This is a genomic window from Pseudomonas sp. GW821-FHT11D10 (assembly GCF_058808435.1).
On the sequence record NZ_JBXARR010000003.1, the window covers coordinates 510,364 to 536,591 of the forward strand.

Consider the following 26,228-nt stretch of genomic DNA (forward strand, 5'->3'; position numbering starts at 1 on the left):
TCGCATTCTAATAGCGCCGACAATATCTGTTAACTGGATTATTAAGATAAGGGTTATCGGTTATATCGATATGCGATTTACTCTTCGTCAACTGCAAGTCTTCGTCGCTGTCGCCCAGCAGGAGAGCGTGTCCCGTGCAGCGGGTCTGCTCAACCTGTCGCAATCGGCCGCCAGCACTTCCATCACCGAACTGGAGCGCCAGTCCAGCTGCCAGCTGTTCGATCGCGCCGGCAAACGCCTGAGCCTCAACGCCCTCGGCAAACAGTTGTTGCCGCAAGCGGTGGCCATGCTCGATCAGGCCAAGGAAATCGAAGACCTGCTCAACGGCAAATCCGGTTTCGGCTCGCTGTCGGTGGGCGCGACCCTGACCATCGGCAATTACCTGGCGACCCTGCTGATCGGCGGTTTCATGCAGCGCCACCCGGAAAGCCAGGTGAAGCTGCATGTGCAGAACACTGCCAATATCGTGCAACAAGTGGCTCACTACGAAATTGATCTGGGTCTAATCGAAGGCGATTGCAGCCACCCGGACATCGAAGTACAGAGCTGGGTCGAGGATGAACTGGTGGTGTTCTGCGCTCCGCAGCATCCGTTGGCCAAGCGCGGCAGCGCGACCATGGAGGAACTGACCCATGAAGCGTGGATTCTGCGGGAACAGGGTTCGGGGACGCGCCTGACCTTCGATCAGGCGATGCGGCATCACCGCAGCGCGCTGAACATCCGGCTGGAGCTGGAACACACCGAAGCGATCAAACGCGCGGTGGAATCAGGTTTGGGGATTGGCTGCATCTCGCGTCTGGCGCTGCGAGACGCCTTCCGTCGCGGCAGTCTGGTGCCGGTGGAGACGCCGGATCTGGATCTGGCGCGGCAGTTCTACTTCATCTGGCACAAACAGAAGTACCAGACCTCCGCCATGCGCGAATTCCTCGATCTGTGCCGCGCCTTCACCGCCGGGGTGCAGCGCAGCGACGAGATCGTCCTGCCGAGCATCGCTTAAAGCAGAATCACCGCCCACACCAGGGCGATCATGCTCAGTGCCACGAATTGCGCGGCACTGCCCATGTCCTTGGCGTTCTTGGACAGCGGGTGCAACTCCAGCGAGATGCGGTCAATGGCCGCCTCCACCGCCGAATTCAACAGCTCGACGATCAGCGCCAGCAGGCACACGGCGATCAGCAGCGCCTGCTCGACCCGGCTGACATTGAGGAAAAACGTCAGCGGAATCAGTACCACGTTAAGCAGCACCAATTGGCGGAATGCGGCTTCGCCAGTGAAGGCGGCGCGCAAGCCGTCCAGCGAGTAACCGGAAGCGTTGAGGATGCGTTTCAGGCCCGTCTGGCCCTTGAAAGGTGACATAAAGTAGATAACCGACCGAAAGGAAGTGGGGAAGCTAGATCAACGAAAGTCAAAAAAGCGTGAAGACGCCAGTGCTTACTGGCTCGGAATTGACTCAAGTTGTTGCAGCAGTAAAGCTGCCTGGGTCCGGGTCCGCACGTTCAACTTGCGAAAAATCGCCGTGACGTGGGCCTTGATGGTCGCTTCGGACACACTCAGCTCGTAGGCGATCTGCTTGTTCAACAAGCCTTCGCAGACCATGGTCAACACCCGGAACTGCTGCGGCGTCAGGCTCGCAAGGCCATCGCTGGCGGCTTTGGCTTCATCCGAAACGCTGACCGCTTCGAACGCCTGAGGCGGCCAGAACACGTCGCCATCCAGCACTTTGCGCACCGCTTCCTGAATCACGCTCAGGTCGCTGGACTTGGGAATGAAGCCACTGGCGCCGAATTCCCGGGACTTGACCATCACCGAGGCTTCTTCCTGGGCCGAAACCATCACCACCGGGATCTGCGGGTACTGACCGCGCAGCATCACCAGCCCGGAAAACCCGAAAGCGCCCGGCATGTTCAGGTCCAGCAGCACCAGATCCCAGTCAGCCTTTTCGGTCAGGCGGGCTTCCAGTTCGGCGATGCTCGCCACCTCCACCATGCGTACGTCCGGGCCAAGGCCCATCGTCACCGCGTGATGCAGTGCGCTACGAAAAAGAGGGTGATCATCGGCAATCAGGATGTCGTATGTGGCCATTTTTCAAATGATCCTGTTTTTGATGGCAGGCCCGCGCATTCGGGCCTTGCCAAAGCAAATCCAGATACCGCCCGGCAGCGGCATCCACAGGGGCACGTTCAACGCCAATCACGAACAAAAACGGCGTTTCAAACCTTGGCCGCACCCCAATCGGCGCCAAGCATGACCAGCGAAGCCTAGGTGGTCAAGCCGCACGGCCACTGCTTTAGCAGTATGGGCCAGGATCAGGCCGGTACTGGCGCCGCGTTTCGGATATAGGGCAGCAATTCGGCGTGGGCCGGCGTCGACACATTGACGTCCAGTTGCTGCTTGGCCCCCAGGTAATGCTGGCTGAACACATCAAAATAGGCATCCAGCGCCGACGCCGCGTCCGAATCGCCGGCCAGTTCCAGGCACAACGCCGCCACTTCGGCGGTGCACAGGTGCTCGCTGCGGGTCGAGCGGCGCAGGCGATAGCGCGACAGCTTGTCGGGCAACAGGCTGAGGATTGGCAAGCGGTCGAAATACGGGCTCTTGCGGAAAATCTTCCGGGCTTCGGTCCAGGTCGCGTCCAGCAGGATGAACAGCGGACGCTTGCGGCTATCGAGGTCCACGGTGTTGGTCACTCGCGAAGGTTCGACGTACTCGCCGGGGAACACCAGATACGGCTGCCATTGCGGGTCGTTCAGCAGCGCCAGCAGTTGCTCGTCGGGCTCGGTCCGCGACCAGATGAAGGCATGGTTGTCGCGTACGATGTCGGCGATCAGCCAGCCGGTATTGCTTGGCTTGAACACTTCCTTGCCGGTCATGATCAGGCAAACGCCCGAGCGCGTATCGACGGTTGGCCGCCAGGCGCACAGGCAATGGCTGATGATCACCCGGCAATCACGGCAGCGCGGGGAGCGAAAACCACGGGCCTGGATCGGCTTGATGCCTTCGTCCTCGCGCTGATCGCGCAGGCGGGCCACGGCGTTGGGGGCATGATTCATCGCAGGGGGCACCGGCAGACAGGGAAACTCGACACGAACGACACTCGGCAGGGCAATAAAGGCCGGCAGTTTACCAGAGCGACGGGCACAAGCCTGTACCCTCCCGACCGGCTCCCCTATAATTCGCCGCCACTGAACGCACAGTCACGTGGCTGGTCGAACCACCAGTCACTGAACCAGGAGAGTTTCATGCTGCGCCTTATCGTTCCCACCGCTGCCATTCTGCTGGCCTCGTCCTTCAGCGCTCAGGCTGCATCCCTGAGTGAGCAGAATCTGAACCGAGAGCTGCGCAATGTCGCCGCACAAAGCAGCGTCGGCACGCCACGGGCGATCAACGAAGACATTCTTGATCAGGGCTACACCGTCGAAGGCACCACGCTGGTCAACCACCTGAGCGTGCAAAAGAGCCACGCCGACAAAATGCGCGCCGATCCCAAAGCCGTGTATTTCCAGCTGGGCGCTTCGGTCTGCAACAACCCGTCGTACCGCAAGCTGATGGCCAAGGGCGCGATCATGCGTTACGACTTCACCGAAGTGAAAAGCAACAAGGCGATCGGCTCCGCCAGCTACCAGGAATCGGATTGCCCGAAAGCGGCTCCAGCGAAGAAGAAGTAATCATCGCGACGTAGCGCGCCGCTGTTCATCCTCGGCGCGCAGTTCGGCCAGCAAGGCCTGCAAGTAACGCGAGCGGCGATCCCCTCCCGCCAGGCGTCGGCAGCACTCCTCTTCGAGACTCACATGGTTGGTCTCGGCCGATGCTTTCAACAACCGATACAGCTGCGTATCGATCTCCAGAATGACTCTGGTCATGTGTCCCGCCTCCTTGCCACCCGCAAATCCTTGAATAGCGTGCACCTTGCGTACGGTCGTTGACGCAAAGTTGTCGTACGGCGCCTTTAACTTAGTAAATCAGAGCATTCAGCCCTCGACGCGCCATCGGACGAGCGGCGAAAACACTTCGCAAAACGGCAATAAGCAGTTGCCAGGAAAGACTTTGCGGCGCAATGCTCAATGAGCGAAAAATGCTTTGAGGGTCTAGATTCAACGTATTCCCGATCATTTCATTAACGGCAGGAAAGGAGCTGCCGGCTGTTTGTTTTTTGCAGCGCGGCACTGACGCCGCACGTCAGGGCCGAAAGCTCTGTGCAGAAGGAGAAGTTGCATGCCTTACCAACCGAATGACCTGCTCAGCCGTCATTTTCAGGAAAGCGGCCACGACCTCATCAGCAAGGTCGAAGAACAACTCAACCTGGTATCACCCAACAGCCCGAATTCCCCCATCTACCGCGACATGATCCTGACCGTGCTGCGCATGGCCCAGGAAGACCATAACCGCTGGAACGCCAAGATCACCCTGCAAGCCCTGCGCGAACTGGAGCAGGCGTTTCGCACCCTTGAACAGTTCAAGGGGCGACGCAAGGTCACGGTGTTCGGTTCGGCTCGCACCCCGGTCGAACATCCCCTTTACGCCATGGCTCGGGAACTCGGAGCCTCGCTGGCCCGCTCGAACATGATGGTCATCACCGGTGCCGGCGGCGGAATCATGGCCGCCGCCCATGAAGGTGCCGGCCGCGATCACAGCCTGGGGTTCAACATCACCCTGCCCTTCGAACAACATGCCAACCCCACCGTGGACGGCACCAACAACCTGCTGCCGTTCCATTTCTTCTTCACCCGCAAGCTGTTCTTCGTCAAGGAAGCCGATGCGCTGGTGTTGTGCCCCGGCGGGTTTGGCACCCTGGACGAAGCACTCGAGGTGCTCACGTTGATCCAGACCGGCAAAAGCCCGCTGGTGCCGGTGGTTCTGCTGGACGCACCGGGCGGGACGTTCTGGCAAGGTGCGCTGGACTTCATCCGCCAGCAACTGGAGGAAAACCGCTACATCCTGCCGACCGACCTGAAGCTGATCCGCCTGGTCTACAACGTTGAAGAGGCGGTGGAGCAGATCAACCAGTTCTACGGCAACTTCCACTCCAGCCGCTGGCTCAAGCGCCAGTTTGTCATTCGCATGAACCACAAACTGAGCGATCAGGCCCTCGACCATATGCAGGAAGCGTTTGCCGATCTGTGCCTCAGCGACCAGTTCCATCAACACGCCTACGCCGGCGAAGAGCACGACGAAGCTCAATTCAGCCACCTGACGCGCCTGGCATTCGCCTTCAACGCCCGGGATCATGGGCGTCTGCGGGAGCTGGTGGACTACATCAACCTGCCGGAAAACTGGGCCCATTCAAAACCCCAGACCGCGCAACGCACACGCGAACCGTCAAAGGTAACGTGAAGGCAAAAAAAAACGGCCCGCTATCGAAATAGCGGGCCGTTTTTTATTTTTTGATTGAAGCTGAAGCGACTTAATCGTCCATCCCTCTGCCGCTGAACAAGCGGTTGATCATCTCCATCGAGAATCCCCGGTACGCCAGGAATCGACCTTGTCTGGCGCGCTCCTTGGCATCGGCGGGAAGCTGTCCGGAGAACTTCCGTTGCCACGTGTCCGTCAGCTGCTCCTGCCAGTTGATGCCGCTCTCACGCAAGGCGAGTTCGATATCGGCGCGTTGCAAACCGCGCTGGCTCAGTTCTTCGCGAATCCGCAGTGGGCCGTAACCGGAGCGGGCGCGATAGGAAACAAAGCTTTCAAGATAACGGGCTTCGGAAAGCAGTCCTTCTTCCGTCAAACGGTCGAGGGCTGTTTCGATCATCTCGGGGGGAGCGCCACGCTGACGCAGTTTGCGCGTCAGCTCGACTCGACCATGCTCGCGACGTGCGAGCAGGTCCATGGCGGTTCGCCGCACCGCGACGAGGGTATCGAGTACGGCGGTTGTCATCGGTGCAATCAGATGTCAGCGTCAGCCAGGTCGTCTTCGGTCTCTTTGACCGCAGAAGCCTTGGAGTCGGCGATCACGGCTGGCGACAGCAGTTTGTCACGCAGTTGCTTCTCGAGCTTGGCCGCGACTTCCGGGTTGTCCGCCAGGAACTTGGCCGAGTTGGCCTTGCCCTGACCGATCTTGGTGCCTTCGTAGGCATACCAGGCGCCGGACTTCTCGACGAAACCGTGCAGCACGCCGAGGTCGATCATCTCGCCGTTCAGGTAGATACCCTTGCCGTAGAGAATCTGGAACTCGGCCTGACGGAACGGCGAAGCGACCTTGTTCTTCACAACCTTGACGCGGGTTTCGCTACCAACCACTTCGTCGCCTTCCTTCACCGCGCCAGTACGGCGGATGTCGAGACGAACCGAGGCGTAGAACTTCAGCGCGTTACCACCGGTGGTGGTTTCCGGGCTGCCGAACATCACGCCGATCTTCATGCGGATCTGGTTGATGAAGATCACCAGGCAGTTGGCGTTTTTGATGTTACCGGTGATTTTACGCAGCGCCTGGGACATCAGACGGGCTTGCAGGCCCACGTGCATGTCACCCATTTCGCCTTCGATTTCAGCCTTCGGTACCAGGGCGGCCACGGAGTCGACGATGATCACGTCAACGGCGTTCGAGCGCACCAGCATGTCGGTGATTTCCAGGGCCTGTTCGCCGGTGTCCGGCTGGGAAACCAGGAGGTCGTCGACATTGACGCCCAGCTTGCCGGCGTACTCAGGGTCGAGGGCGTGCTCGGCGTCGACGAAGGCGCAGGTCGCACCGGCTTTTTGAGCCTGGGCGATCACGGACAGCGTCAGTGTGGTTTTACCGGAAGATTCAGGACCGTAGATTTCAACGATTCGGCCTTTTGGCAGGCCGCCGATGCCGAGTGCGATGTCCAGACCCAGAGAGCCGGTGGAAATGGCCGGGATCGCCTGACGGTCCTGATCGCCCATACGCATTACGGCACCCTTGCCGAATTGACGTTCGATCTGACCCAGGGCCGCAGCCAAGGCTTTCTTCTTGTTGTCGTCCATTAAAGTCCTCACGTAATCAATAAGGCCTGACGGCCAACACCTGTATAAGTAGCCAGTATTATTCCACAGCGTTCACGGATCGCCTACCCCTGATTTTCGATTTCTCGTGCCGCTAGTCGCAGCAAGCCCTCTAGCGCGGCCTTCACCGTTTGTCGGCGGACTTCGTCGCGGTTGCCGGGGAAGTGCTGGACCTCGCTGGAAACCGTATCGCCCACGCCCCAGGCCAGCCAGACGGTGCCCACCGGTTTGTTCGGCGAACCACCGTCCGGCCCGGCCACACCGCTGACCGCCACGGCAAACCGCGCCAGGCTTTTGTCCTGGGCGCCGCGCACCATGGCCTCGACCACCTCGCGACTGACCGCACCCACGGTGCCGAACAGTTCTGCCGGTACGTTCAACTGCTGGGTTTTCTGGCGGTTGGAGTAGGTCACGTATCCCGCTTCGAACCACGCCGAACTTCCCGGAATGCGGGTAATGGCTTCAGCAATCCCGCCACCGGTACAGGACTCGGCCGTCGTGACGTGGGCATTGAGCAATTGCAGACGTCGGCCAAGCTCGGCCGCCAGTTGGGTGATTTCTTTCACGGCGCGCTCCGGATCGGATGGAATGGGTACCACCGTACACGAGCCGGTTGCGCTTTCAATACACAAGCTTATTCAAAATGTGCGGGCGCCAGCGCTCTGATATAGGCCTGACAGGCCTGCAAGGCGATCAGTCCGCGGTCGCCTTCGCCGGTGATGGCGACAATTCGTCGAGCATGCGCCGGGTCAAGTCGGGCGCGTACGGCTGCATGATCCACGCCGCCGGCGCCGGAGGCGGCTGGCACACCGCAGCCTTGGGCAGCGTCACCTGCGTCGATGAGGACTGACAGGCGCAGATCAGCAGTGGCAAGACGATCGCGCAGGCGATCCTGATCACGTTGGGCATCGTTCAGTGCTCGGTAGTGGGTTTGTTCACTGGCCGTGAGCCGTTGCTCCAGGGCCAGACGCTTGTCCTGCTCGGCCTGTAGCGCGGTGGCGGCGGCCGAAGTCAGTTGATTGAGGGCTTCGGCGTGCAACCGCGCCTGCTCGGCCAGTTGGCGGCCGTAGCGCCAGTCCTGAAACTGCCAGGCCAGCGCCGCCGAACCTGCGGCCAGCAGCACCACGCCGATCAGCCGCCAGACGCTCAGACCGAAGGCAGGCATAGCACCGCCCTCGCCCGCCCCCAGAGCTCCAGGCGATCCTGCAAGCCGTTCAACCCGCCGTTGATCCGCCGGGTGATGGTGTTGAACTGATCCTGATCCGCCAGCGCGTTCAAACCGTTCTTCTCCCAGAACCACGCCGCGGACTCGGCCGCCCATTGCGGTTGTTCCAGCAGTTCCGGCAGCGCCAGCAAGCGCTCGTCACCGAACAGCCCGAGGCTGCACTGGCGATAGTTGGCGCGGCCGGTGATCTGGATCAGCCCGCGCCCGCGATACTTCTGCCCGTCGCCATCGGCCTCGGGCGTGTTGCCCAGACGCAAGGCCAGCGTACCGGTGTCGTATTTGCTCAGGTATTGGTTGTTGCCCAGTTCACGCACGTACTGCAACTGCCCCGATTCGTGTCCGATCTGGGCGAGAAACGCGGCCACGCGTTTGGGTGTGTCGATGCGATGGCGCGCCATGGCATCGTTGAGTGCAGAAACAAAAACGCCCGCTTGGCGGCGGGCGTTGGGCATGATGTTGAGTAGGTTGTCTTCAGTGATTTGCATAATGCTCGGTCCTCCCTGGATGCTCCGATTGAACCACGGTTGGCGACCAAAGCTGATCAGCCATTGTTTACCTCAGTTTTCAGAGTGCTGTCCGGGGAAACCTGGATCATTCGCTTGAACAAACCCAGCATGCCTTGATTGGCCGTCGCACTCTCGAGCGGCGGATCCAGTGGCAGTACCTGTCCCCCGGACACCAGCCACTCCTGGTACTCCACCCAGTCACGGTTGGTCGGATCCTGTGGAATAAACGCTGAATCACTCAGGCGCAGAACGCCGGACGATGTGAGCTGATAACTCATGGATTTGCCTCCTAGATTTCCGCGTCCGCGGTCCATTCGATCTGCAACATTTGCCCGGGGACGCTGCCTACAGGAGTCACGGTGGCAATGGCAAAGCTTCGCTCGGTAACGCTTTGCACATTGGTTCCAGTACACGCCTTCATGAGGCCCTGGTTCCAGACCTGACTGCTCGTATCTCCCGGGCAATAAAGCACGACGGTAGGTTGCACGCGCTTGAGCACCTGCATATCGACACTCATGCCGTACTGACCTGCATTGGGTGCCGCTGCCTGGGTGAAGGTGCCGATACAGGTTGCGGCACCATTGTTCGAACGGATCGGCAGACGATTCGCAAAAGACTTCTCGAAGTAACGCTGACAAAGGCTCAGCTCTTCTGCCGCTGGACGGTATTCGAACGGTGTCACAACCGGCCCCTCTTCCAGCTGCATCTGTGCCAGATCGACGGTCTGCAATACGTTGAGCGGCAGATCGAACGACAAGGTCAGGCAGTCATTCACACCGAGCATTTTCCCGGCGATGTTTGGCACCTGAAACGTTGCGCTGTATTTCTTCCAGGAAGTACTCAGTTGAAAAGCGTCGATAACCTTCACCACACCTTCCGAGCCCCCCGTCCCGAACTGCTGGGCAATCGTGACGCGCAAAGGACGCGTCGCATCGGAGCGCGCCCAGAAGCTGACCGTCGCCGTTCGCCCGGCCAGGGTCCTGACCGATTCGACGCTCTGGGAGACCTTATGCACCGTTGCCCCGGTGCCTGCGGAGGCCTGCTGCCAACGCAGGAAATAAGCGGGTTCGCCAGTGACCTCGGTTTGACCGAGGGCAAAATCCTGACGCGAAATACTGACACTCGCATTGCCGTTCCAGTCGCACCGGAAGCGATCCGCCACATACCCACCGATGTTCGGCGCCTGATTGGTCGTGCCGCGTTGCCAGATATTGAATCCGCCATTGATCAACAGATTCTTGCGATACACCTGCACAGGAAACTGCTGCAGCGGATCCGGTTTCGCCAGTTGCCGAATGGCCTGTGCCAATTGATCGGTCTGCTCCTCATCCGGCGTCAGGCCGGCGGCCGTGATCGCGTTGAGAATTTCCTGGGTCACACTGTTGCCCCAACTGGCCGGGATCAACGATCCCGGTTTTCCGGCAATCGGGTCTTCATCGACGAACTTGCCATTCTCCAGGCCTGAGCCGGGAACGCTTCTCGGATAATCCACGTTAATTCCTCATTGATCGGGTCAACGGTTCAGCCGTTCGACCGCAGCAAGCCTTCAAGCCAGTCGGGCTCTACAGGGCGAGCCTGGGCATCCGGAAATTCCGGATCATTGGGCCAGTCGCGCAGTGCCTGCCGATAGGCAAGAAGCTGTTTGAATTCTTCGGTACGCAGCGTCGTGCCCTCGCCGACTTCCAGCTCTTCAGCGTCACGCCACACCAGCCATTGAGTGTCTTGCAGGACGTTGTCGCGCCACGCGCGCTCCCGGGAAGCCAGTGCCTGCGGGGAGATGACCGGGTCGATCAATACGGGCTGACCGCTGGCACTGGCGCTGATGACCTTGCCGCTTGCCTGCCCGGCAAACAGTTCGGCGTATTGGGCGCGGGTGATTTCCACGGCGCCTTCAGGCGGCTCCGGATAGGGGCTGTCGACCAGATCGAATCCGCGACTCTGTGCGTAAAAGTAAATAGTCGTCATGGTTATCGCCCCCAAACCAATATGCGTCCCGAGATTCCAGGTTCAGCCTTCACACTCGACGCCAGGACATTGCGAACCCTGGCAACAACCGTCGATGTCGTGGAGTTGGCCCCGTCGAATGCCCAGACAGTGACGTTGGAACTGCCCCAGCCTGCCGGATAACCCTCATTGGCGATCCCGCCGAGGACAGCATTGGGAAACATCATCGGCAATGACACCGTCATGATTCCATTCGCATCGGAGCCCCCGGTCACCCACTGCACGATCAAGCCGCTGGGAAGTTTCTGATATCCGGCCGTGGCGAACTGCGACGCATAGAGCGCCGAATACTTCAACGCAGCGGTGCCGTAAACGACCCAGACACCCGACTCCCGGACAAAGGTCGCACTCTCGCCACCGTTCATCGTGATCGACCCCAGATAGGCCCCCTGGGGGCTGATCTGCGTACCGGTTTTACTGGCAACCGTGACCGCTGCGCTGTTTCGGCAATGCAGGCTGATCGTCGCGCCGCTGGGCACTGCAGTGGCGTCCGGCAAGGTCACGGTGTACGCAGCGTTGCCGCCCATCCCGATCGAACAGCCGATATCGGCCAGGGTCAGTTGGACCGAGCCGGAGATGCCGCGCGCGCTGGCGTAGTTGCCAAGCGCTCGCTGGACAAACTCGGCCGTTGCAGCCGATCGGCTGACATCAAATTGCGCAGCCGTCGTGAACAACGCCGGACTGCGCAGTGCGTCGAGCAGTTGATGAGTGTTCGCCTCGTTGGGCGTCATGCCGGCGGCCTGTACGACGCTGAGAATTTCCTGCGTGACACCGTTGCCCCAAGCGGCAGGAATCAGCGAGCCGGGTTTTCCGGCGACGGGATCCTCATCGACAAATTGCCCGTTCACCAGCCCGACGCTGGGTACGCTTTTGGGATAGTCCAAGATTCATCTCCTTATCAATCGGTGGTGCGGGGGCCTGGCAGCGAAGGCCAGGTGATTTCCCGGGGGAAGTCTGTCTGCTTGTCGATGCGATTGAGCTCCACGCTGTAGAGCTTCCATTCGAGCAACTGCATCTGTTCTTCGTGAGTGGCATCGCCGATGTCTTCGGCGTATTGCAGGGGAGCGATGCGCAGAACGGCGTCGCGAAGCAGTGTGTCGCGTTGATTGAGGGCTTTGGAGGTGAGATCCGTCAGGTGTCGTTGCTCATTGAGCACCCACGCGTTGTCCTGCCAGACATGAAACTCGTCGGGGCAAGGTTGGTTGGTGAACTCATCCGTCAGCGCACCCAATTCGCTCCAGGTCTGCTGGGCGCCGTTGTCCTTGCGGTAGACGATGCCGCGCAGATCAATCAGTTCGCGAGGAACACCGTTGGCCATCGCCCACGTGCGTCCCTGCTCCGGGGCCGGCAACTCGTAAGCCAGTTGAACGGCGTTGGCAGGCAATTGAACACCGATGCCGGGCGTCACGAAAAACTCCACTGGCCCCACCAAAGCGCCAGCGTCATCGATCAGATAATTGAACATGGAAAAACCTCAGATGACTTTCATGCGGCCGGGATAGGCAACGTTGCGGGGACGGGACGAGAAGGAATAGAGAAGCGTGTTGGCCGTATCCATCTGATAAATGGTGCCGGCGGGGTAGATCGGTCCACCGTTGGAAGGCGTGGAATAGGTTTTCGTTTCGTGAGTCTGCGCGCCGACCGCAGCCAGGCTGTCAGACCAGCGCGAGCCGATGGCTCCCGCACCCTGCGCGCCCATGACATACGAATGCACTGTGCCCGCCTGATTGGTGCCCATGATCCGGCCCGAGTCGACGTTGCGACCTTCGTCCAGTACGCGCAGGAACTCGCCACGCAACTCAGGGCCTCGAAACGTCAGGGCACCGTCACCTGGCGTCCAGTTGCCCTCGTTGCCCGCGCGGGTGGCTTCGGTATTGAGCATTCCGGAGCGCTGCGCGTGATCCCACAGCCACGGCCATTCGGCACGATTCATCAGCGTGCCGTTCAGCGCGCCGTAACCTCCGGGGCTGAGCACCATGGTGGTTTCAAAAAACGGCCGTCCCAGTGGTGTGTTGTCGAAGCGACCGACTGGCCACCAACTGCCAGCGCCGTCGCTGCGCAAATGCCACCAGTCACCGCCGCCCATCAACACCAGAAACGGGTAACCGCTCGCAGACAAATGCGTGTGAAAACGGATCCGGTCGGTTCCGGAAGCCTGAACCACCATTCGATTGCCGCTGTTGTCGACACGACGAACAATCACGTCGCGCACACCCAGTCCGACATTGGCGCCGGGCAAGGTGATCGTCGTGGCACCGGGGCTGCCATCGATCAATACCAGACCCAGCTCCTGATCGCTCAGAGCCTTCGAAGCGGCAAGCCGCGTCACCACCGAACGCATCGGACTGGCTGCACCGATGATCGATTGAATGGCTTTGAACAACTGACCGGTATCCGCCTCGGCAGCCGTCATTCCGGCCCCCGTGATCACGTTCAGGATTTCCTGGGTCACGCTGTTGCCCCACACCGCCGGTATCAACGAACCCGGCGTTCCCGCCACCGGATTTTCATCGACGAACCGGCCATCGACCAGGCCGACGCTGGGGACGCTTTTTGGGTAGTCCATTGGTGCTCGTTCCTCTGTAATGACAAATCAAACGCAGCAGCGTGCAAGCTTTCGCGACAGTGCCGACGTTTCTGTTCCTGAAAATAAAAAGCCCACAATGAAGTGGGCCTGGATAACACTGACTGCGGCTACGAGGCCGGATTGGCTATCAGTTCACGAATGGCCTGCAACGCCTCATCGGTGGCAGCGCGGGCCTGATCCATCTGACGGTTGGTGGCGAAGGTGCGGATCCGGGTCTTGGCTTTCAGGCGCAAGGTTCGCAGGGTCAGCAGGCTGTCGCCGAGCCGGGTCGCCTTGTCCAGAATCTGATCGGCGGCCTGCCTGGCACTGCGCCCTCTGGCGACCCAGGCTGCGACGGAAAGAGGCACATCGTTTCTCGGGTAGCCCGCGTCCTGAAAGGACTGCGCGTCGACGGCAGCCTGAGCGTACTCCAGCGCCTTGAGCGGATCGCCGGCCAGCACGGCACGGGCGCTGTCGGCGGCTGCATCGATCCGGACGCAAAGCTCTTCGGCTTCCTGCTGATCCAGCTGACTGCCTCGTGCGTTGTCCAGCACCCAGGTTTTTCCATCCCAGTCATGGGCGGCGGACGGCTGGAGTGGACGCAACCCCTCTTCGAATTGATGCAGTTCCTGAATGATGTTCATCGGATCAACTCCCATGAAAAATTGACGTTGACCGCAGCGCTGAAATTGATGGCGATCCCGTTGGAGTAGTCGCCGGGAGACAGGTTTTTCAGGCCCATGCTGAACAGCAGTTCATCGCTGGCAGCATTGCTGGCTCCCAACGTGTGCTCGGCCTGATAGACCTGCCAGAGCGAGCGCAATTCGTTGTGGTCGAAGCTGGCGGTCAGGGTTGACACCGTTGTGTCGTTGAGCACGTTGCTGGTGAAGATGCACGCCGTCGCACCGGCAGTAGACCAACCGTCCCAGTTGCCCGAAGTCCCCACCGTCGGATTCAGGAAGCAATAGTTGCCGCCCAGCCAACCGCCCGGTGCAAAGGACACGCCGGTGATACCAGTCGGATGCGGTGTCGGGTTGCCCACCACCAGCCGCGCCGCCCGGGCGTGGGGATCGAGCGGCAGATAGACCACGCCATTGCCGTTGACCGTCTGGCTCCATGTCAGGTGTTTGCGGTTGTACATCGGTCTCACGATCGGAACCGATCCAGGTCCTGCGGTCACCACCCAGGCCAGGCACATATCCAGCGGCGTGGATTGAAAACCACCGCCCGCTGCGCTGTTGACGGTGCCCTTCAATCCTTCAGGTGCCGGGTCATAGATCGTTCCGCGCTGCATGTAGAACGTCAGTGCACCGCCAATGACCTGTGCCCTCAGGAAGTAGCCGGTGGTCGGCAACAGATCCGCACTGCTCCAGGCCTGAGTGGTGAACGTGCGAGACCTGCCCAGCTGACCTGCAACCACCTCCTGGCCAATGCTCACAAACACGCCCGCAGGAATCGACAAACGTCCGCCGCTGGTCAACACCGCCGTTGGCGTAATCGGCAGGCGCCCGTCAGGTGTCGCGACGGTCGGCATCGGCAAAGACCCGACAGGCAATGCCGAATCCAGGCTCCAGCCCTTGGCCGCCACACTCTGAATCGCTTGCAGCAGTTGATCGTATTTCTTCTCGTCCGGGGTCAGATCCCCGGCCTTGATCACGTTGAGAATTTCCTGCGTGACGCTGTTACCCCAATCCGCCGGGATCAACGATCCCGGCGTTCCGGTCAGCGGGTTTTCATCGACAAATTTCCCATTCACCAGTCCGGCGCTGGGGACACTCTTTGGATAGTCCACTGTTCAATTCCTGTAGGTATTCGCTGTGGCTCCAGCGATCGGCGGTCAGTTGGCGCACCGATGAAAAACGCCCGCACAGGGCGGGCGTCGGGCCAGAGGTGCAAGCGCTTGTTCACTGTGTCCGAAGGGGCAACCGCGCCAGCCACTTGGGCGGTTCGGGGCGCGACGGGTTATCCGGCGTGTCGCTGGAGGCCGGCCAGTTGCGCAGCGCCTGACGCCAGGCCTGCAATTTCGAGAACTGTTTGTTGCTCAGGGTCGGTTGCGCCCCGACGTCCAGTTCGTCGCGATGACGGGTCACCAGCCAGTCAGTGGCCGTGAGCTCAGCCATGCGCCATTGACGCTCTGCCTCGATTTGCGCATCCGGCGAAACATCGACCTGCGGCGGCGCACTGAAGCGCTCGTTGTCGAACAGCCAACCGGTGGAAACCGGGAGGCCGACCGGCACCGGAATGCCGCAATCGACGTCCCCCGTCATCAACGCCGTCACCACTCCATTTTCGATAATGGCTTTCATCCTCATACCTCCCATCTGACGCGAGCGTTGATCCGACCTGAAGTGCTGAGGTTCTGTGACCACGCCGTTATCGCCACACGCGCCGTGTAACGGTCGGTGAAGCCCCCTTCAGGCGTGATCTGGACACCGCCGAAGTTGACCCCGATTTCCTCACTGATCACGCCATAGTCGGTTTTGACGTTGTCATCAAAATCGCTGATCCCGGCCATGTACGCACGAGGTTTGCGTGCCCAGTTCAACGGGACCGAGTAGTTGCCATTGGCACCGGACCAAACGCCGATCGCCTCCAGTCGGGCCTTGTTCGCCAGCAGCGTGACCTTGGGCAAAGTCCCGGCGCCTGCGGTCACCACTCTGGCCACTAGCATGTCGATGCAGGTGGAGTCGAAACCACCGCCACTGCTCCCGGTTCCCGCCTTCATCCCTGCCGGGACCACATCGGTATCGAGACCTTTTTGCGTGTAGCAGACCAGTGCCCCGTTGCGCACCTGCATCCGCAGAAAATAGGTGCTGTTGATATCCAGTCCGGACGAGGTCCAGGCGGAGGTCAGCAACGTGCGCGGACGGGCCGTCATGCCGGCGGCAACTTCTTCGCCGAGGCAGACCAGCACACCGCCCGGCACCGACACGGCGCCGCCAGCGGAAGCGCTCGCAGCGCTGACCGAAATGCGCCCGTCAGGGGTGGCCACTGTTGGAAATGCCAATGCTGCGAATGGCATCGCGTCCTGGGACAACACACTCTTCAGCGCCTTGAGCAACTGGTCCGACTCGCTTTCGGAGGGCACCATCCCCGCCGCACGGATCACGTTCAGCAGCTCTTCCGTTACACCGTTACCCCAGGTCGCGGGAATCAACGAGCCCGGTGTTCCGGTCAGCGGGTTTTCATCGGCAAACCGTCCATCCACCAGCCCGGAGCTGGGCACACTTCTCGGGTAATCCATCCCGTCACTCCTTCCTAGTCATAGTTGATGTGCACCTTGGTATGCGCCGGTGCCGCCCGGTGGATCAGGCATTCCAGCGCCGAGCCCGGATTGACGCCGAAGCGCTCGCCCCAGTAGCTCGCGCCATAACGCCGCCCGAGCAGCAGCCGGCCGCCGGTGTTGAGCGTCCACATGAACTGCGCTTCCCAAGTGCCCCAGTGCGCCGCGCCGAAACGCGAACGGCCCATGCGCGGGGCTTCGAGTTCGGTGATGGTGGCGTTGGGGTAACCCTGGCTTTTGGCGATTTCCAGGTAGTAGCCGACAGCCTGGCTGCCGACCGCCAGCAAGCGGCGGCGCACAGCGAGGCGACGGTCGTCGAACAGCGGCGTGGCGCCGAGGCACGGGTCGGGCAGGTTCATCACCTGCTCCCAGTCCGGCACCAGTTCGCTGACGCCGGCCGGGTCCATCTCGTTGAGCAGGTCGGCGGCGCGAGCATCAAGGCGCGCCAGTTCGACGGCGACGCCTTGCAGCACTTCCTCAAGCTCCGGCACGCGCTCCGGATCCCATGCCGGACCGCTCGGCAGCAAGGCGCGCAGTTGCGCCTGGTATTGCGCGGCGGTTCTTATGGCAGCCATACGCAACCCCCGAAGGTGAGCAGTTCGCTGTCACCGGCGGCCACGTTCGCCACCGGGGCCGACAGCACGTGATCGGTTTCACCCGCCGCGCTGCTGATCGCTTCGCGGATATGGCTGATCAACAGATCCTCGCCCAGGTCGGCTTCTCGGTTATGCAGATCGCGCAGCTGGGTTTCGACGGCGGCGCGCACGGCGGTGGTGTCGGGGGTCAGCTTCAGTTGATAGGTCACCGGTTTTTGCACCGGCGGGCGTACATGCACTTCGGCGGTCACCGGACGCAACGGCTCGATGTAGGCCTGCACTTCGGCCAGTTGATCGGCATTCGGCACCGGTTGCGGATCGTCGTCGCGCATGATGTACACACCGACGGTGCCCGGCCCGAGGAAGCCGCCACGGCACCACGCGCGGGTCACGCCAGGCACTTCCAGCGCCCAGGTCTCGTAGTCGCTGGCCGAACCGCCGTGGGGGATCACGCGATAGGAGCGGATCACCCGCGAGCGCAACGACTCCAGGCTTTCACGTGCCACGCCACCGTTCAGTCCGGGCGCCAGCACCACAAAACTGTTGCCGACCACGCCGGCGATCGGCTGCACCGGCGTCAACGCCAGCCCGGCGTCGGCATTGCCCAGACTGCCGGCATCCAGCGCGGCGATGCTGGTGCTGTTGACGCCATTCACTGTGGTGCGAGTAGCGGTGACTTTGAAGGTGCGGCCATCACTCGCCTGCAGCAGCGTATCGGCGTCCAGCACCGCACCCGCCGTCGCGTTGAAGCTGACGTTGCCGGTGGCGACCTGCGCCGGTTTGCGCGGCTGGTTCAGGCGCAGCGCGGCGATGCGTTCCAGGGTCGACTCGTCGGCGGTGTCGGGCAGGATCTGCTCGGCAATCCAGTCGAGGTAGCCGTACAGACCATAAGCGGCGCCGCCGAGTGTGCGGGCCAGGACTTGCGCATCGGACTGGCGCAGCGAATCGCCGGCCAGGTCGCTTTGGGTGCGCTTGATCAGCACCGGCAGCGAAGGGGTTTCAAACGGCATAGATCACCTGCCAACTGTTATCGGGGTTGATGTCCAGGCGTTCGCCGTCGGCCAGGGTCAGGACCGTGCGCAGGTTCAGGCGCTGGGCGTCGAGGCGTTCGCTGATGATGTCGATGGCGCTGCAATGGCCGTCGTCGATCAGCCATTGCAAGGCTTCGCGGGCATAGAACTCGGCGTCCATCTGGGTCTGTCGGGTCAGCTTGACCCGGCGCAACAGCCACAGTCGCGAGCCGATACGATCGTCGGCCACGGTGGGAAAGGTGTCGCCCCACCAGCCGAAACGCTCCTCGTCGTCGAGAGCATCGTCGTCGGCCGCGCGGCGCCAGGTGAACAGGCTGATCAGCACCGCACGGGTCAGCGCGGCGTGAAGGTTCTGACTGAAAAGCATCACTGACCTCCCGCCGGCGCGCCGGTCTGGCCACTGCCCGCCTGCACGCCAACGTGCACGTGCTTGATCTGGCTGATGCCGCCGGCCACCTGATCGCCTTTGGAAACGATCTTGCCGGTCTGGTTGATCACCGGCGTCTCGAAGTTCACGGCGGTGCTGGCGCGGATGTTGAGCGTGGCGGTTTCGATGTCGATGATCCGCCCGCGCTTGAAGTGAATTTTGTCGCCCTCGTCGGTGTAGATCGCCACCTCGCCGGCCGCCAGCGATTGCAGGCGGTAACGGCGGTCGGCGACCACCAGAGCGATGGCGTGAGAACGGTCGCCGCCGAGAAACGTGACGACGCCTTCGGCACCGGCCAGCGGGTGGCTGGTGAAACCGTAGGGTTCGAAGTGCTCCATGTCGTCGTTCACTTCACCGGCGGTGAGGCGCATTTGCAGCGATTGCAGTTTGGAGGCCGAATTGGCGAGCACGACAGTGCCGCGCGCCAGCAGGCGTGTCAGTAGGCTCATAGGGTTTCCTTGGAGGGAGGTGCCGGCTCAGGCTTTTTTCGGTGGGGTCGGATTGGCGTCGAAGGTATGCGGCGGCGCCACTTGCAACGTGGTGACCGAGCCTTGCGCCGACAGCGAATACGTCACCTTGGAGATCAGCATGTCGCCATCGAAACCGAGTACCGGATCCTTGACCTTCACCAGCGTGTTGTGGCGCCACAGATCGCCGTTGGACTGGCGCCAGCCCTGCACCTGATAAGTGGTGGTCAGCGCCCGGCCCATGCGCGTGGCGCTTTCCCACTGGGCCCGTTGCTGGGCCAGTTCGAACGTCAGTTGCGAACCTTCATTGATGATCGTGGTGCGCCGACGCTTGAAGCTCAGGTCGGTCGCGCTGGATTCAACCTCGCTGACCGCCGCCCCGCTCTTCTTGTCGTTGCCCTTTTGCTGGCCGATCACCCGGTATTCGGAGAACACCTGGCTGTAATCCATCGGCGCATTTGCCGAGAGAATGTTCTTGCCCAGCTCCAGCGCATCACTGGCGCGGCCGCCGCTGCCCGGTTTGGCCAGCACCAGCCGACCTTCGGCGTCATCGGTGGAAAACACCCGGTACAGCGAGAGCAGACGGTCGATCGACTGAAACACCGTTTCACCCGGAACGATCGTGTGTTTGCTCAGGCGTGCGGTCTCGGGAATTTCGTTGACCACAAACTGCGTGTATTCCCCGGCCAGGGCCTGGACGATGTTCAACAGCGGCTGCTCCTGCCATTGGCCGGGGATGTTTCGCGCCGCACAATCGACCAGATCCTGGGTCTTGGAACTGCCTTCGATGCTCAGGCTGATCTGCCGCCCGTCATAGCTGATCGGGGCCTTGAACACATAACCGGTGAGCACCAGATCCTTGCCGATCCGTACTTCGCACGGGTCGCCGGCCTTGATCCGCTGATCCACGGTCTGCCCCGGCCATTGCCAGGTGATATCGAGTTTGAAGGTGCGGAACTGACGCTCCAGGTCCGCGGTGATCTGCACGCTTTTCCAGCCGCCGTACTCCATGTTGTTGACGGTCAGCGTGACGCGGTTGTCAGTCTCGTTCATGGCTCACTCCCGGGAAACTTTGACTTCGTTGGGTGAGTACCCCGGATGAGACAGACCGTTGCGCTGAATGACTTCGGTCACTCGGGTGGCATCGCCAAACTGCTTGTAGGCCACGACCACCGCCGGAAAGGTTTCCTGGAAGGTTTTGCTGACCAGTCGTACACCGGACGAAGCCACGGCCTTGAGGTGCGCAATCAGCGCTTCCTTCACATCGGCGATGGCTTGATAGTGCGCGGGGTCGGCCTTGTCCTGGGCCTTTTGCAGCGCTTCGTTCAACTCTTTTTGCAGCGTTTGCAGATCATCCGTGACCGGCACTTCCTGACGGCTGACCGGCTGCTTCGACTGCTGGTCCAGCGAGGGCGTCGAGCTGAGCTTCACCGGCGTCGACGCCACCGGCATCGAGGCCACCCATTGCGCCACTTTGACGATCAGGGTGTCCTGCACAAGGTTGGCCATCGCTTGCGCGGCGGCGTTGGTGTCCTTGCCGGTGGTGATTTTCGGCGCATCGGCCTTGCGGATGGCTTCGATCTGTTGGGACACGTCGGCAATCACGCCACGGTAGCCCTCCTTCGCGAATGCCTTCAGCTCTTTGATATCGCCGAGCAACCCCTTGAACTCCGCCGCCACTTCCTTGGGCAGTTCCTTGACGGCCCTGACCAGCTCGGTGATCTGCTTGTACTGCGCGATCAGCGGTTTGAGCTGTTCCTTGATCACGTCGTACACACCGGTAAGGCTGTTGCGCAGATTGGCGATGCCGATCCGCGCCGCCTTGATCAGGGTCATCGCCTGTTCGAAGCGCGCCACCGCCGAGCCGAGCAAACCGTCGGCCTTGGCCAGCAGCACTTTCTGGGTGCTGACCGTCGCCGTCGGAAACGGCAGTGGTCGGTCCGGGTAGAACTTCAGGCTGAACGTCACCATCCCGCCGTCCTGGCGGGTGTGGGTCATGTCGCACTCGCCGACCTTGACCTGCAGGCGCCCCGCCCACGGATGCACCAGTTCACCGCTGCCCTGCTCCAGGGCCTGGAGCAGCTTGTCGCGCTGCTCCAGGCAATCGGCACCGATGATGAACGCCGTCAGGTCGTGGGTCTTGGCTTGCTGGCCGAGGTCCTCGAAAAACGGCAGGTCGCGTTGCGGGTATTCGTGCAACTGCCCCTTGCGACCGACCGGGGTTTTCGCCTGGTCAATCCAGAAGCCGACACCGCGAAAGGATGCCGGCAACAAACGGTCACGCCAGTTCATTGGAACCTCCCATGGAAAGCGAGCGATAGCCGATGCGCGAACTGAGCGCCAGCCCCGGTTGATTGGTTTGCGGTTGATCGGTGCGCAGCCCCGCCGGCGCGTTTTCGAAGCGCACCGTCAGGCCGCCTTCGAGTTGCGTGCGGTTGTTGGCAGCGCTTTGCTGGATCAGGGCGCCAGAGGATTGCGGCAAAGAACCGCCCTGCAACGCACTGCCACCCTCGGATTTCGGGCTGGCACCGAAGAAGGCCGGCGCCAGTTCACCCTTGCCTTCGGCATTGGTCTGGCGTTGCGCTTCGGTCAGGGTTTCGACCTTGCCGGTGACCTTGGCGATCAGCCCGGCGAAGCCACCGTCGAACAGTTCCTTGATCGGTGCGATGACGGTCTGCAGCTTTTGCCACAGCTCGCCAAACCACTCGGTGATCGGTCCCCAGTTCTTGATGATCTGCCCCAACGGTGTCCATTCGAACATGTTGTGCAGGAACTCCAGCACCGGTGCGGCCAGCGCTTGCACCACGCCCCACAGCGCCGAAAACACTTCGCTGATCGGCTGCCAGTACTGCGCGATCTGCTCCAGCGGCGACCATTCGAACAGACTCTGGAAGAAGCTTTTGATCGTTTGTGCCGACGTTTGCAGCGCGGCCCAGACCGGTTCGAAAAAGGTCACGACGCTGCCCCAGTTGTTGACCAGCATCCCCAGCGGGGAAGAGTCGAACAGGGTGCCGAAGAAGTCCTTGATGGCTTGCGCCGCCGGTTGCAACGCCGCCCAGATCGAGGCGAAGAAACCAGTGATAGCGCCCCAGTTGTTGATGATCATGCCCAGCGGCGTCCAGTCGAACAGCCCCTTTAGAAACGACATCACCGGCACACTCAAGGCCTTGAGCAATTCCCAGATCGCCGAAAACAGACCGGTCAACGGCCCCCAGTTTTCCAGGATCAGGCCTGCGGGCGACCACGAGAAAACCGACTTGAAGAAGTCGATCACCGGTGCGGTCACGGCCTTGACCTTGTCCCAGATTCCGGAGAAGAACCCCGTGACCGGTTCCCACAGCGCCGCCATTGCCTGCAGCGGCCGCCAGTCGAGCACCGAGCGCAACGTCGCCATTGCACTCGCCCCGGCGTTTTTCACGCCCTCCCACAATCCGGTGAAGAAGGCGGAAATCGGCGTCCAGTTGGCCACGATCAATCCGGCCGCCACGGCAATGCCCATGGCGATCAGCATGATCGGGTTGGTCTTGAGCACCATGCTCATCACGTCGAACACCTGGGTCGCCCCGGTGACCGCGGTTTGCATGGCGGAAAACGCAATCGCCCCCGCTGCCAGGCCTTCGACCAGTTTCGGGTTGTCGGCCAGGAGGCTGCCGACCTGGGTCAGCACCGGCTCCAGCCCGACCACCAATGCGCCCACCGCCGGCACCAATGCGGCGTCCACCGCAGCGGACACCCTCTCCATGGAGGCGCTGAACACGTTCATGTTCTGCGCGGCGGCTTTCGGCGTGTCCGGCAGGTCGACGGTTTTCGCCGTCTCGCTGACCTCGGCAAGCTTGCCCTGAAACGCCGCAGCCGATTTGATGCCGTCCACGAACGGCGTAATCACGCTGCCGCCCTTGAACAGACCGCTGATGTCCAGCTTGCCGAGACCGGTCTGTTCGAGGTTTTTCTTGAAGTCATCAACCTTCACTCGCAGGGCGCCGAGTTTGGGTGACAGTTCGTCGATGCCGGTAAGCAGCACCGACGCTTTAGCTTTGGTTTCTTCTGCCATCACTGCACCTGCTGCATCGCATTGATCCGTTGCGCGTGCTCCAGCGATTCGCGAAGCACATCCAGTGGCCTGGCCATCATCTGTTCGGGGTCAACCTTCCAGAACCAGGCCAGGTCATAGGCGACCGAAATCAGGTCGGTGATGGCTCCGACGCCGCACTCATGAAAAAACTCGCAACGGCCCAGCTCAGCGCGTTGAGGTCAGCCAGATCCAGCTGGTTGACCGACGACGGCGGAATGCCGGCGCACACGGCGATGTATTTGGCCGCCACGTCCATGTCGAGGCTGACCTCTTCGCTCTTGTCGATCTTGTACGGCAGCGCCTTGATCGCTCGCACCTCCTGCACCGTCGGACGGCGCAGGACGAGTTCGGTCAGGGGCTCGCCGTGAGCTTCGATCGCAACCTGAAGCTTCACGGCGCCGCTCATTGCCAAGTCCCCTTGATGCCTTCGAATTTCAGTTCGATGGTGGCGTCATCGCCTTTGGAAACTGGTTCTTCGACCAGGTAGGCACCGGCCAGTACGTAGACTTTGCCGTTGCTGAATTCGCAGGTGACGGTGATGTCGGTGCCTTCGATCAGCTTCTTCAGCGGGAAGTCGGCGGTGTGCAGCGCGGTCACCTTGAACGATGGCGCGATGTCGGTTTCCTTGTAGAAACCCGGCACGACGGTTTCGCGTTTGACGGCCATCAGCGGGGCTTCGCAGCCGCCGTTGATAGTCAGTTGTGCACCGTCGACCTTGACGTAGCAGGTGCCTGCAATCAGTTGACCCATGGTGTTACTCCCTTCAAATAAAAAGCCCACGCAAGGTGGGCTGAAATCACAGTGTCAAACGGGCCGATCAGGCGACGTCGTCGTACTGCAGACGGAACTGGTTGAGCAGTGCGAACACACGCAGACCGTTGATGTAATCCGGCGGGAACAGCACGTTCACGCGGCTCGGGTCCTGCACGTCGCGCTCGACGATCAGGTGCTCGGCGAACAGCTCGGCGTTTTCCACATGGCCTTCGAGTTCGAGCTTGGCGTACTGGGCGATCAGCTCGCCGCGAATGGTCGCCGGGGTGACGATCGGCTGGCCGGCGCCGAAACGGGTGCCGTCGGAAGCCAGTTTGTGGCGACCGTATTTGCTGGTGATCACGCTTTGCAGGCGACGCACGATGAACGCCGACTGGTGCATGGTTTCGCTGTCCAGGTACGAGTTGTCAGCCTGGCCGTAAGCATTCTTCTGGTAGGTGGTGATCGAGCGCTGGATGCGCACGTAGCCGCCTTCGTAGTACGCGGTGGCGATGCCGTAGTTGAGCAGCGACTGACGCTCGGTCAGGGTGAAGCGCTCGCTGGCCGGGGCCGGATCGACGCCTGGCAGGCTGCCGCTCTGGGTCGGACGGCTGGCGTCGGCCGAGATGAACACCGAAGTGCGCGCAGCCAGTGCAGCGGCCTGTACCCATACTGGTTGCGGAACGCCCGGCTCCAGCGCCTGAATGGTCATGTGCTGGTCGTTGCGTGCCTGACCGGCTGCCACCAGAGTGCCGACGGTGCCGCGCTTGGCGCTGTAGACGTGACCGAACAGTTGCTTGGCCCACGACCAGCGACCGGTGCTGTCGTCCATCACCGCTTGCCAGGTGTTGAGGGTGGCCAGGTCGGACCATGGCAGCGCGATGAATTCGAACGGCTCGTCGCCCAGTGCAGCAACCGCTTCAACCTGGTCAGGCACACCGACGCCGCCAGTCATGGCGGTGATGGCGGTGGTCAGGCCGGCCGGGGTTTCTTCGCCGTTGCTCTTGCCCAGGCGATTGAATTGCAGGCTGATGTCGTTGCCGCTCTCGCCGGTCCATTTGGCGTTCAAAGTGACGACGCCTTCAGCGGCCGCAGCGCTCACCGGCAGATCGGCGGTGGCATTGATTTTCTGTGCCAGGGCGGTGGCCGCCTGGGCAGCGGTGGCACCGTTGACCACGGTGGCCTGGACGCGGACGCCGCCGACATACAGGTTGAGCACGCCCGCCTGAGTCGCAGTGCCGGTCAGGGTCAGCACGCCTTTGGCGATAGCGCCGGTGGCGTTGTGCAGCGGCAGGCACCAGATCTCACCGATCGGGTCGGCCTTGCGGAAGGTCTCGTACATCGAGGCCAGCATCGAGCCCTGGCCGCCAATGCTTTTGGCCAGCGCCACGCTGGAAACCAGCACCAGTTTGCCGACTTCGCTCGGGGCGATGTTGTCGTTGACCTGCGCCACGATCAGGCGGCGCATGGACGAGGACGCGCTATTGGCGGCCGAGTTGTCCATTTCGGCATAGAACAGCGGTACACGAATGTCCGCAGGGATGTTGCTGAATCCGATCGCCATTATTTGGCTCCCTTTTGTTTAGCTGTTGCGGTTTTGAGGGTGATATCGCCGTCGGCCAGACGCCGGCGCCACCAGGCGCTGTCCAGCACTTCACGGCCTTCCAGCGGCAGCAGGTCGCCGGCTTCCGGGTCCGGCACGGCACGGCCAGCGGCCGGCACTACGGTGATGCGGTTGCTCATGGGGTTACGTCTCCAGAGAAAGTCATTTCCACGCGCCCGTCAGGGCCCGGGCGTTTCAGGTTGGGGTCGGCCGGGTCGATCGCATCGACCCGCACGGTGACCCCGGTAAAGGACGACAAACCGTCCAGTTCGCGTTCGTGCCAGCTCTCCGCAGGCTGACTTGGCAGATTGCGGCCCAGCTGGAACTCGGCAAAAAAGCGCAGCCGGTAGAACGCGCGGCTGCTGTTGATCGAGACCGTTTCGCCGCCGTCATAAACGATGGCGCTGTAGTTGGAGTCGGGTTTGAAACCCACCAGCGCACGCCACAGTTCGGCGCGCAGGTCATGCAACAGATCCAGCGCTTTTGTGGCGTCCGTGGCATCCAGTGCCAGGATGATTTCGAAGCGGTCGCGGATCGGTTGGCTGAGGGAGTTCTGTGCGGTGCTGGCGCTGGCCAGATCGGCCAGCGGCAAAACATGGGCCGAGGGCATCGGCAGATTCGGGTCGCCTTGCAGCAGCGCCAGGTCGACACCTGTCGCGATATGGCCGGCAAGGCTTGGGCATTGCGCACGCAGCTGCGTGAGGATCGGGGAGATCTTCATGGGGAGCGTTCCAGGATGTG

Annotated in this window: 35 protein-coding genes; 4 read left to right on the forward strand and 31 right to left on the reverse strand. The window is 61.6% G+C overall.

Annotated features, from left to right (window positions below; translation table 11 throughout):
- The first annotated feature begins 70 nt into the window (after positions 1–70).
- Positions 71–997, forward strand: a complete 927-nt coding sequence (locus AC1RT4_RS12585) for a LysR family transcriptional regulator (RefSeq protein ID WP_007954941.1) — start codon at positions 71–73, stop codon at positions 995–997.
- On the opposite strand, the gene AC1RT4_RS12590 is transcribed toward AC1RT4_RS12585, so the two are convergent.
- Positions 994–1,356: a diacylglycerol kinase gene (locus AC1RT4_RS12590; RefSeq protein ID WP_003222276.1), complete on the reverse strand. Its 363-nt coding sequence runs from the start codon at positions 1,354–1,356 to the stop codon at positions 994–996. The two genes, AC1RT4_RS12585 and AC1RT4_RS12590, sit on opposite strands and share 4 nt — an antisense overlap.
- Positions 1,357–1,431: 75 nt before the next feature.
- Entirely contained in the window at positions 1,432–2,082 is a 651-nt protein-coding gene (gene erdR, locus AC1RT4_RS12595) for a response regulator transcription factor ErdR (RefSeq protein WP_127797106.1), read from the reverse strand.
- On the opposite strand from erdR, the gene AC1RT4_RS12600 reads away from it, so the two are divergent.
- A complete protein-coding gene (locus AC1RT4_RS12600; RefSeq protein WP_210711096.1) occupies positions 2,075–2,248 on the forward strand; it encodes a hypothetical protein in 174 nt (57 codons plus the stop codon). The genes erdR and AC1RT4_RS12600 overlap by 8 nt on opposite strands.
- Before the next feature lie 58 nt (positions 2,249–2,306).
- Here the strand turns inward: AC1RT4_RS12600 and AC1RT4_RS12605 are convergent, their stop codons facing one another.
- Positions 2,307–3,050, reverse strand: coding sequence for a tRNA-uridine aminocarboxypropyltransferase (locus AC1RT4_RS12605; RefSeq protein ID WP_474733867.1), 744 nt, complete (start codon positions 3,048–3,050; stop codon positions 2,307–2,309).
- 189 nt (positions 3,051–3,239) lie between these two features.
- Here AC1RT4_RS12605 and AC1RT4_RS12610 point away from each other — a divergent pair, with 189 nt between their 5' ends.
- Positions 3,240–3,665 carry a PA3611 family quorum-sensing-regulated virulence factor gene (locus AC1RT4_RS12610; protein WP_064593873.1) on the forward strand — a complete coding sequence of 142 codons (426 nt, stop codon included), beginning with the start codon at positions 3,240–3,242 and terminating at the stop codon, positions 3,663–3,665.
- Here the strand turns inward: AC1RT4_RS12610 and AC1RT4_RS12615 are convergent, their stop codons facing one another.
- Positions 3,666–3,860 carry a hypothetical protein gene (locus AC1RT4_RS12615; RefSeq protein ID WP_007954932.1) on the reverse strand — a complete coding sequence of 65 codons (195 nt, stop codon included), beginning with the start codon at positions 3,858–3,860 and terminating at the stop codon, positions 3,666–3,668.
- A 352-nt stretch (positions 3,861–4,212) separates the two neighbouring features.
- Between AC1RT4_RS12615 and AC1RT4_RS12620 the strand changes: the two genes are divergently transcribed.
- Complete coding sequence (locus AC1RT4_RS12620; RefSeq protein WP_493085517.1) at positions 4,213–5,331, forward strand: LOG family protein; 1,119 nt, start codon at positions 4,213–4,215, stop codon at positions 5,329–5,331.
- Between the two features lie 70 nt (positions 5,332–5,401).
- On the opposite strand, the gene recX is transcribed toward AC1RT4_RS12620, so the two are convergent.
- The 27 genes from recX to AC1RT4_RS12755 all read right to left on the reverse strand — a co-directional run bounded on the left by recX (position 5,402) and on the right by AC1RT4_RS12755 (position 26,208).
- Positions 5,402–5,872 carry a recombination regulator RecX gene (gene recX / locus AC1RT4_RS12625; RefSeq protein WP_085712899.1) on the reverse strand — a complete coding sequence of 157 codons (471 nt, stop codon included), beginning with the start codon at positions 5,870–5,872 and terminating at the stop codon, positions 5,402–5,404.
- Positions 5,873–5,880: 8 nt separating this feature from the next.
- Positions 5,881–6,939, reverse strand: a complete 1,059-nt coding sequence (recA, locus tag AC1RT4_RS12630; RefSeq protein ID WP_003222269.1) for a recombinase RecA — start codon at positions 6,937–6,939, stop codon at positions 5,881–5,883.
- An 83-nt stretch (positions 6,940–7,022) separates the two neighbouring features.
- Entirely contained in the window at positions 7,023–7,523 is a 501-nt protein-coding gene (locus AC1RT4_RS12635) for a CinA family protein (protein WP_493085518.1), read from the reverse strand.
- A 68-nt stretch (positions 7,524–7,591) separates the two neighbouring features.
- Entirely contained in the window at positions 7,592–8,122 is a 531-nt protein-coding gene (locus AC1RT4_RS12640) for a lysis system i-spanin subunit Rz (protein WP_493085519.1), read from the reverse strand.
- Entirely contained in the window at positions 8,104–8,667 is a 564-nt protein-coding gene (locus AC1RT4_RS12645; protein WP_493085520.1) for a glycoside hydrolase family 19 protein, read from the reverse strand. The genes AC1RT4_RS12640 and AC1RT4_RS12645 overlap by 19 nt, the downstream gene beginning before the upstream one ends.
- A gap of 56 nt (positions 8,668–8,723) precedes the next feature.
- A complete protein-coding gene (locus AC1RT4_RS12650; RefSeq protein ID WP_493085521.1) occupies positions 8,724–8,966 on the reverse strand; it encodes a hypothetical protein in 243 nt (80 codons plus the stop codon).
- Between the two features lie 11 nt (positions 8,967–8,977).
- Positions 8,978–10,180: a carbohydrate binding domain-containing protein gene (locus tag AC1RT4_RS12655; protein WP_493085522.1), complete on the reverse strand. Its 1,203-nt coding sequence runs from the start codon at positions 10,178–10,180 to the stop codon at positions 8,978–8,980.
- Between the two features lie 29 nt (positions 10,181–10,209).
- Positions 10,210–10,653, reverse strand: a complete 444-nt coding sequence (locus AC1RT4_RS12660) for a phage tail assembly chaperone (protein ID WP_493085523.1) — start codon at positions 10,651–10,653, stop codon at positions 10,210–10,212.
- Positions 10,654–10,655: 2 nt separating this feature from the next.
- Positions 10,656–11,576: a gp53-like domain-containing protein gene (locus AC1RT4_RS12665; protein ID WP_493085524.1), complete on the reverse strand. Its 921-nt coding sequence runs from the start codon at positions 11,574–11,576 to the stop codon at positions 10,656–10,658.
- A gap of 14 nt (positions 11,577–11,590) precedes the next feature.
- Positions 11,591–12,157 (reverse strand): tail fiber assembly protein, encoded by a 567-nt coding sequence (locus tag AC1RT4_RS12670; protein WP_493085525.1) that lies wholly within the window; start codon positions 12,155–12,157, stop codon positions 11,591–11,593.
- A gap of 9 nt (positions 12,158–12,166) precedes the next feature.
- Positions 12,167–13,258, reverse strand: coding sequence for a phage tail protein (locus AC1RT4_RS12675; protein ID WP_493085526.1), 1,092 nt, complete (start codon positions 13,256–13,258; stop codon positions 12,167–12,169).
- A 128-nt stretch (positions 13,259–13,386) separates the two neighbouring features.
- The gene (locus AC1RT4_RS12680) at positions 13,387–13,902 is read right to left on the reverse strand and encodes a phage tail protein (RefSeq protein WP_493085527.1); all 516 of its coding nucleotides are present in this window, start codon (positions 13,900–13,902) and stop codon (positions 13,387–13,389) included.
- Positions 13,899–15,050: a phage tail protein gene (locus AC1RT4_RS12685; protein WP_493085528.1), complete on the reverse strand. Its 1,152-nt coding sequence runs from the start codon at positions 15,048–15,050 to the stop codon at positions 13,899–13,901. Before AC1RT4_RS12685 ends, AC1RT4_RS12680 begins: the two co-directional genes overlap by 4 nt.
- 112 nt (positions 15,051–15,162) lie before the next feature.
- Positions 15,163–15,564, reverse strand: coding sequence for a phage tail assembly chaperone (locus AC1RT4_RS12690; RefSeq protein WP_493085529.1), 402 nt, complete (start codon positions 15,562–15,564; stop codon positions 15,163–15,165).
- Positions 15,565–15,566: 2 nt separating this feature from the next.
- Positions 15,567–16,502 carry a hypothetical protein gene (locus tag AC1RT4_RS12695; RefSeq protein ID WP_493085530.1) on the reverse strand — a complete coding sequence of 312 codons (936 nt, stop codon included), beginning with the start codon at positions 16,500–16,502 and terminating at the stop codon, positions 15,567–15,569.
- Between the two features lie 14 nt (positions 16,503–16,516).
- A complete protein-coding gene (locus tag AC1RT4_RS12700; RefSeq protein ID WP_011332730.1) occupies positions 16,517–17,116 on the reverse strand; it encodes a YmfQ family protein in 600 nt (199 codons plus the stop codon).
- Entirely contained in the window at positions 17,104–18,147 is a 1,044-nt protein-coding gene (locus tag AC1RT4_RS12705; RefSeq protein WP_493085531.1) for a baseplate J/gp47 family protein, read from the reverse strand. Before AC1RT4_RS12705 ends, AC1RT4_RS12700 begins: the two co-directional genes overlap by 13 nt.
- Positions 18,137–18,535 carry a phage GP46 family protein gene (locus tag AC1RT4_RS12710; protein WP_007954906.1) on the reverse strand — a complete coding sequence of 133 codons (399 nt, stop codon included), beginning with the start codon at positions 18,533–18,535 and terminating at the stop codon, positions 18,137–18,139. The genes AC1RT4_RS12705 and AC1RT4_RS12710 overlap by 11 nt, the downstream gene beginning before the upstream one ends.
- On the reverse strand, positions 18,535–19,044 hold the full coding sequence (locus tag AC1RT4_RS12715; protein WP_011332728.1) for a phage baseplate assembly protein V: 510 nt from the start codon (positions 19,042–19,044) through the stop codon (positions 18,535–18,537). The genes AC1RT4_RS12710 and AC1RT4_RS12715 overlap by 1 nt, the downstream gene beginning before the upstream one ends.
- 27 nt (positions 19,045–19,071) lie before the next feature.
- Positions 19,072–20,115 carry a phage baseplate assembly protein gene (locus tag AC1RT4_RS12720; RefSeq protein ID WP_493085532.1) on the reverse strand — a complete coding sequence of 348 codons (1,044 nt, stop codon included), beginning with the start codon at positions 20,113–20,115 and terminating at the stop codon, positions 19,072–19,074.
- A gap of 3 nt (positions 20,116–20,118) precedes the next feature.
- Positions 20,119–21,354, reverse strand: coding sequence for a DNA circularization protein (locus tag AC1RT4_RS12725; protein WP_493085533.1), 1,236 nt, complete (start codon positions 21,352–21,354; stop codon positions 20,119–20,121).
- Positions 21,341–23,113 (reverse strand): phage tail tape measure protein, encoded by a 1,773-nt coding sequence (locus tag AC1RT4_RS12730; RefSeq protein ID WP_493085534.1) that lies wholly within the window; start codon positions 23,111–23,113, stop codon positions 21,341–21,343. Before AC1RT4_RS12730 ends, AC1RT4_RS12725 begins: the two co-directional genes overlap by 14 nt.
- A gap of 130 nt (positions 23,114–23,243) precedes the next feature.
- Complete coding sequence (locus AC1RT4_RS12735) at positions 23,244–23,540, reverse strand: phage tail assembly protein (RefSeq protein ID WP_003222226.1); 297 nt, start codon at positions 23,538–23,540, stop codon at positions 23,244–23,246.
- A complete protein-coding gene (locus AC1RT4_RS12740) occupies positions 23,537–23,884 on the reverse strand; it encodes a phage tail tube protein (RefSeq protein WP_007908779.1) in 348 nt (115 codons plus the stop codon). The genes AC1RT4_RS12735 and AC1RT4_RS12740 overlap by 4 nt, the downstream gene beginning before the upstream one ends.
- Before the next feature lie 67 nt (positions 23,885–23,951).
- Positions 23,952–25,448, reverse strand: a complete 1,497-nt coding sequence (locus AC1RT4_RS12745; protein WP_085683329.1) for a phage tail sheath subtilisin-like domain-containing protein — start codon at positions 25,446–25,448, stop codon at positions 23,952–23,954.
- The gene (locus tag AC1RT4_RS12750) at positions 25,448–25,627 is read right to left on the reverse strand and encodes a DUF2635 domain-containing protein (protein ID WP_007954893.1); all 180 of its coding nucleotides are present in this window, start codon (positions 25,625–25,627) and stop codon (positions 25,448–25,450) included. The genes AC1RT4_RS12745 and AC1RT4_RS12750 overlap by 1 nt, the downstream gene beginning before the upstream one ends.
- On the reverse strand, positions 25,624–26,208 hold the full coding sequence (locus AC1RT4_RS12755) for a phage tail terminator protein (protein ID WP_493085535.1): 585 nt from the start codon (positions 26,206–26,208) through the stop codon (positions 25,624–25,626). The genes AC1RT4_RS12750 and AC1RT4_RS12755 overlap by 4 nt, the downstream gene beginning before the upstream one ends.
- Positions 26,209–26,228: the final 20 nt, after the last annotated feature.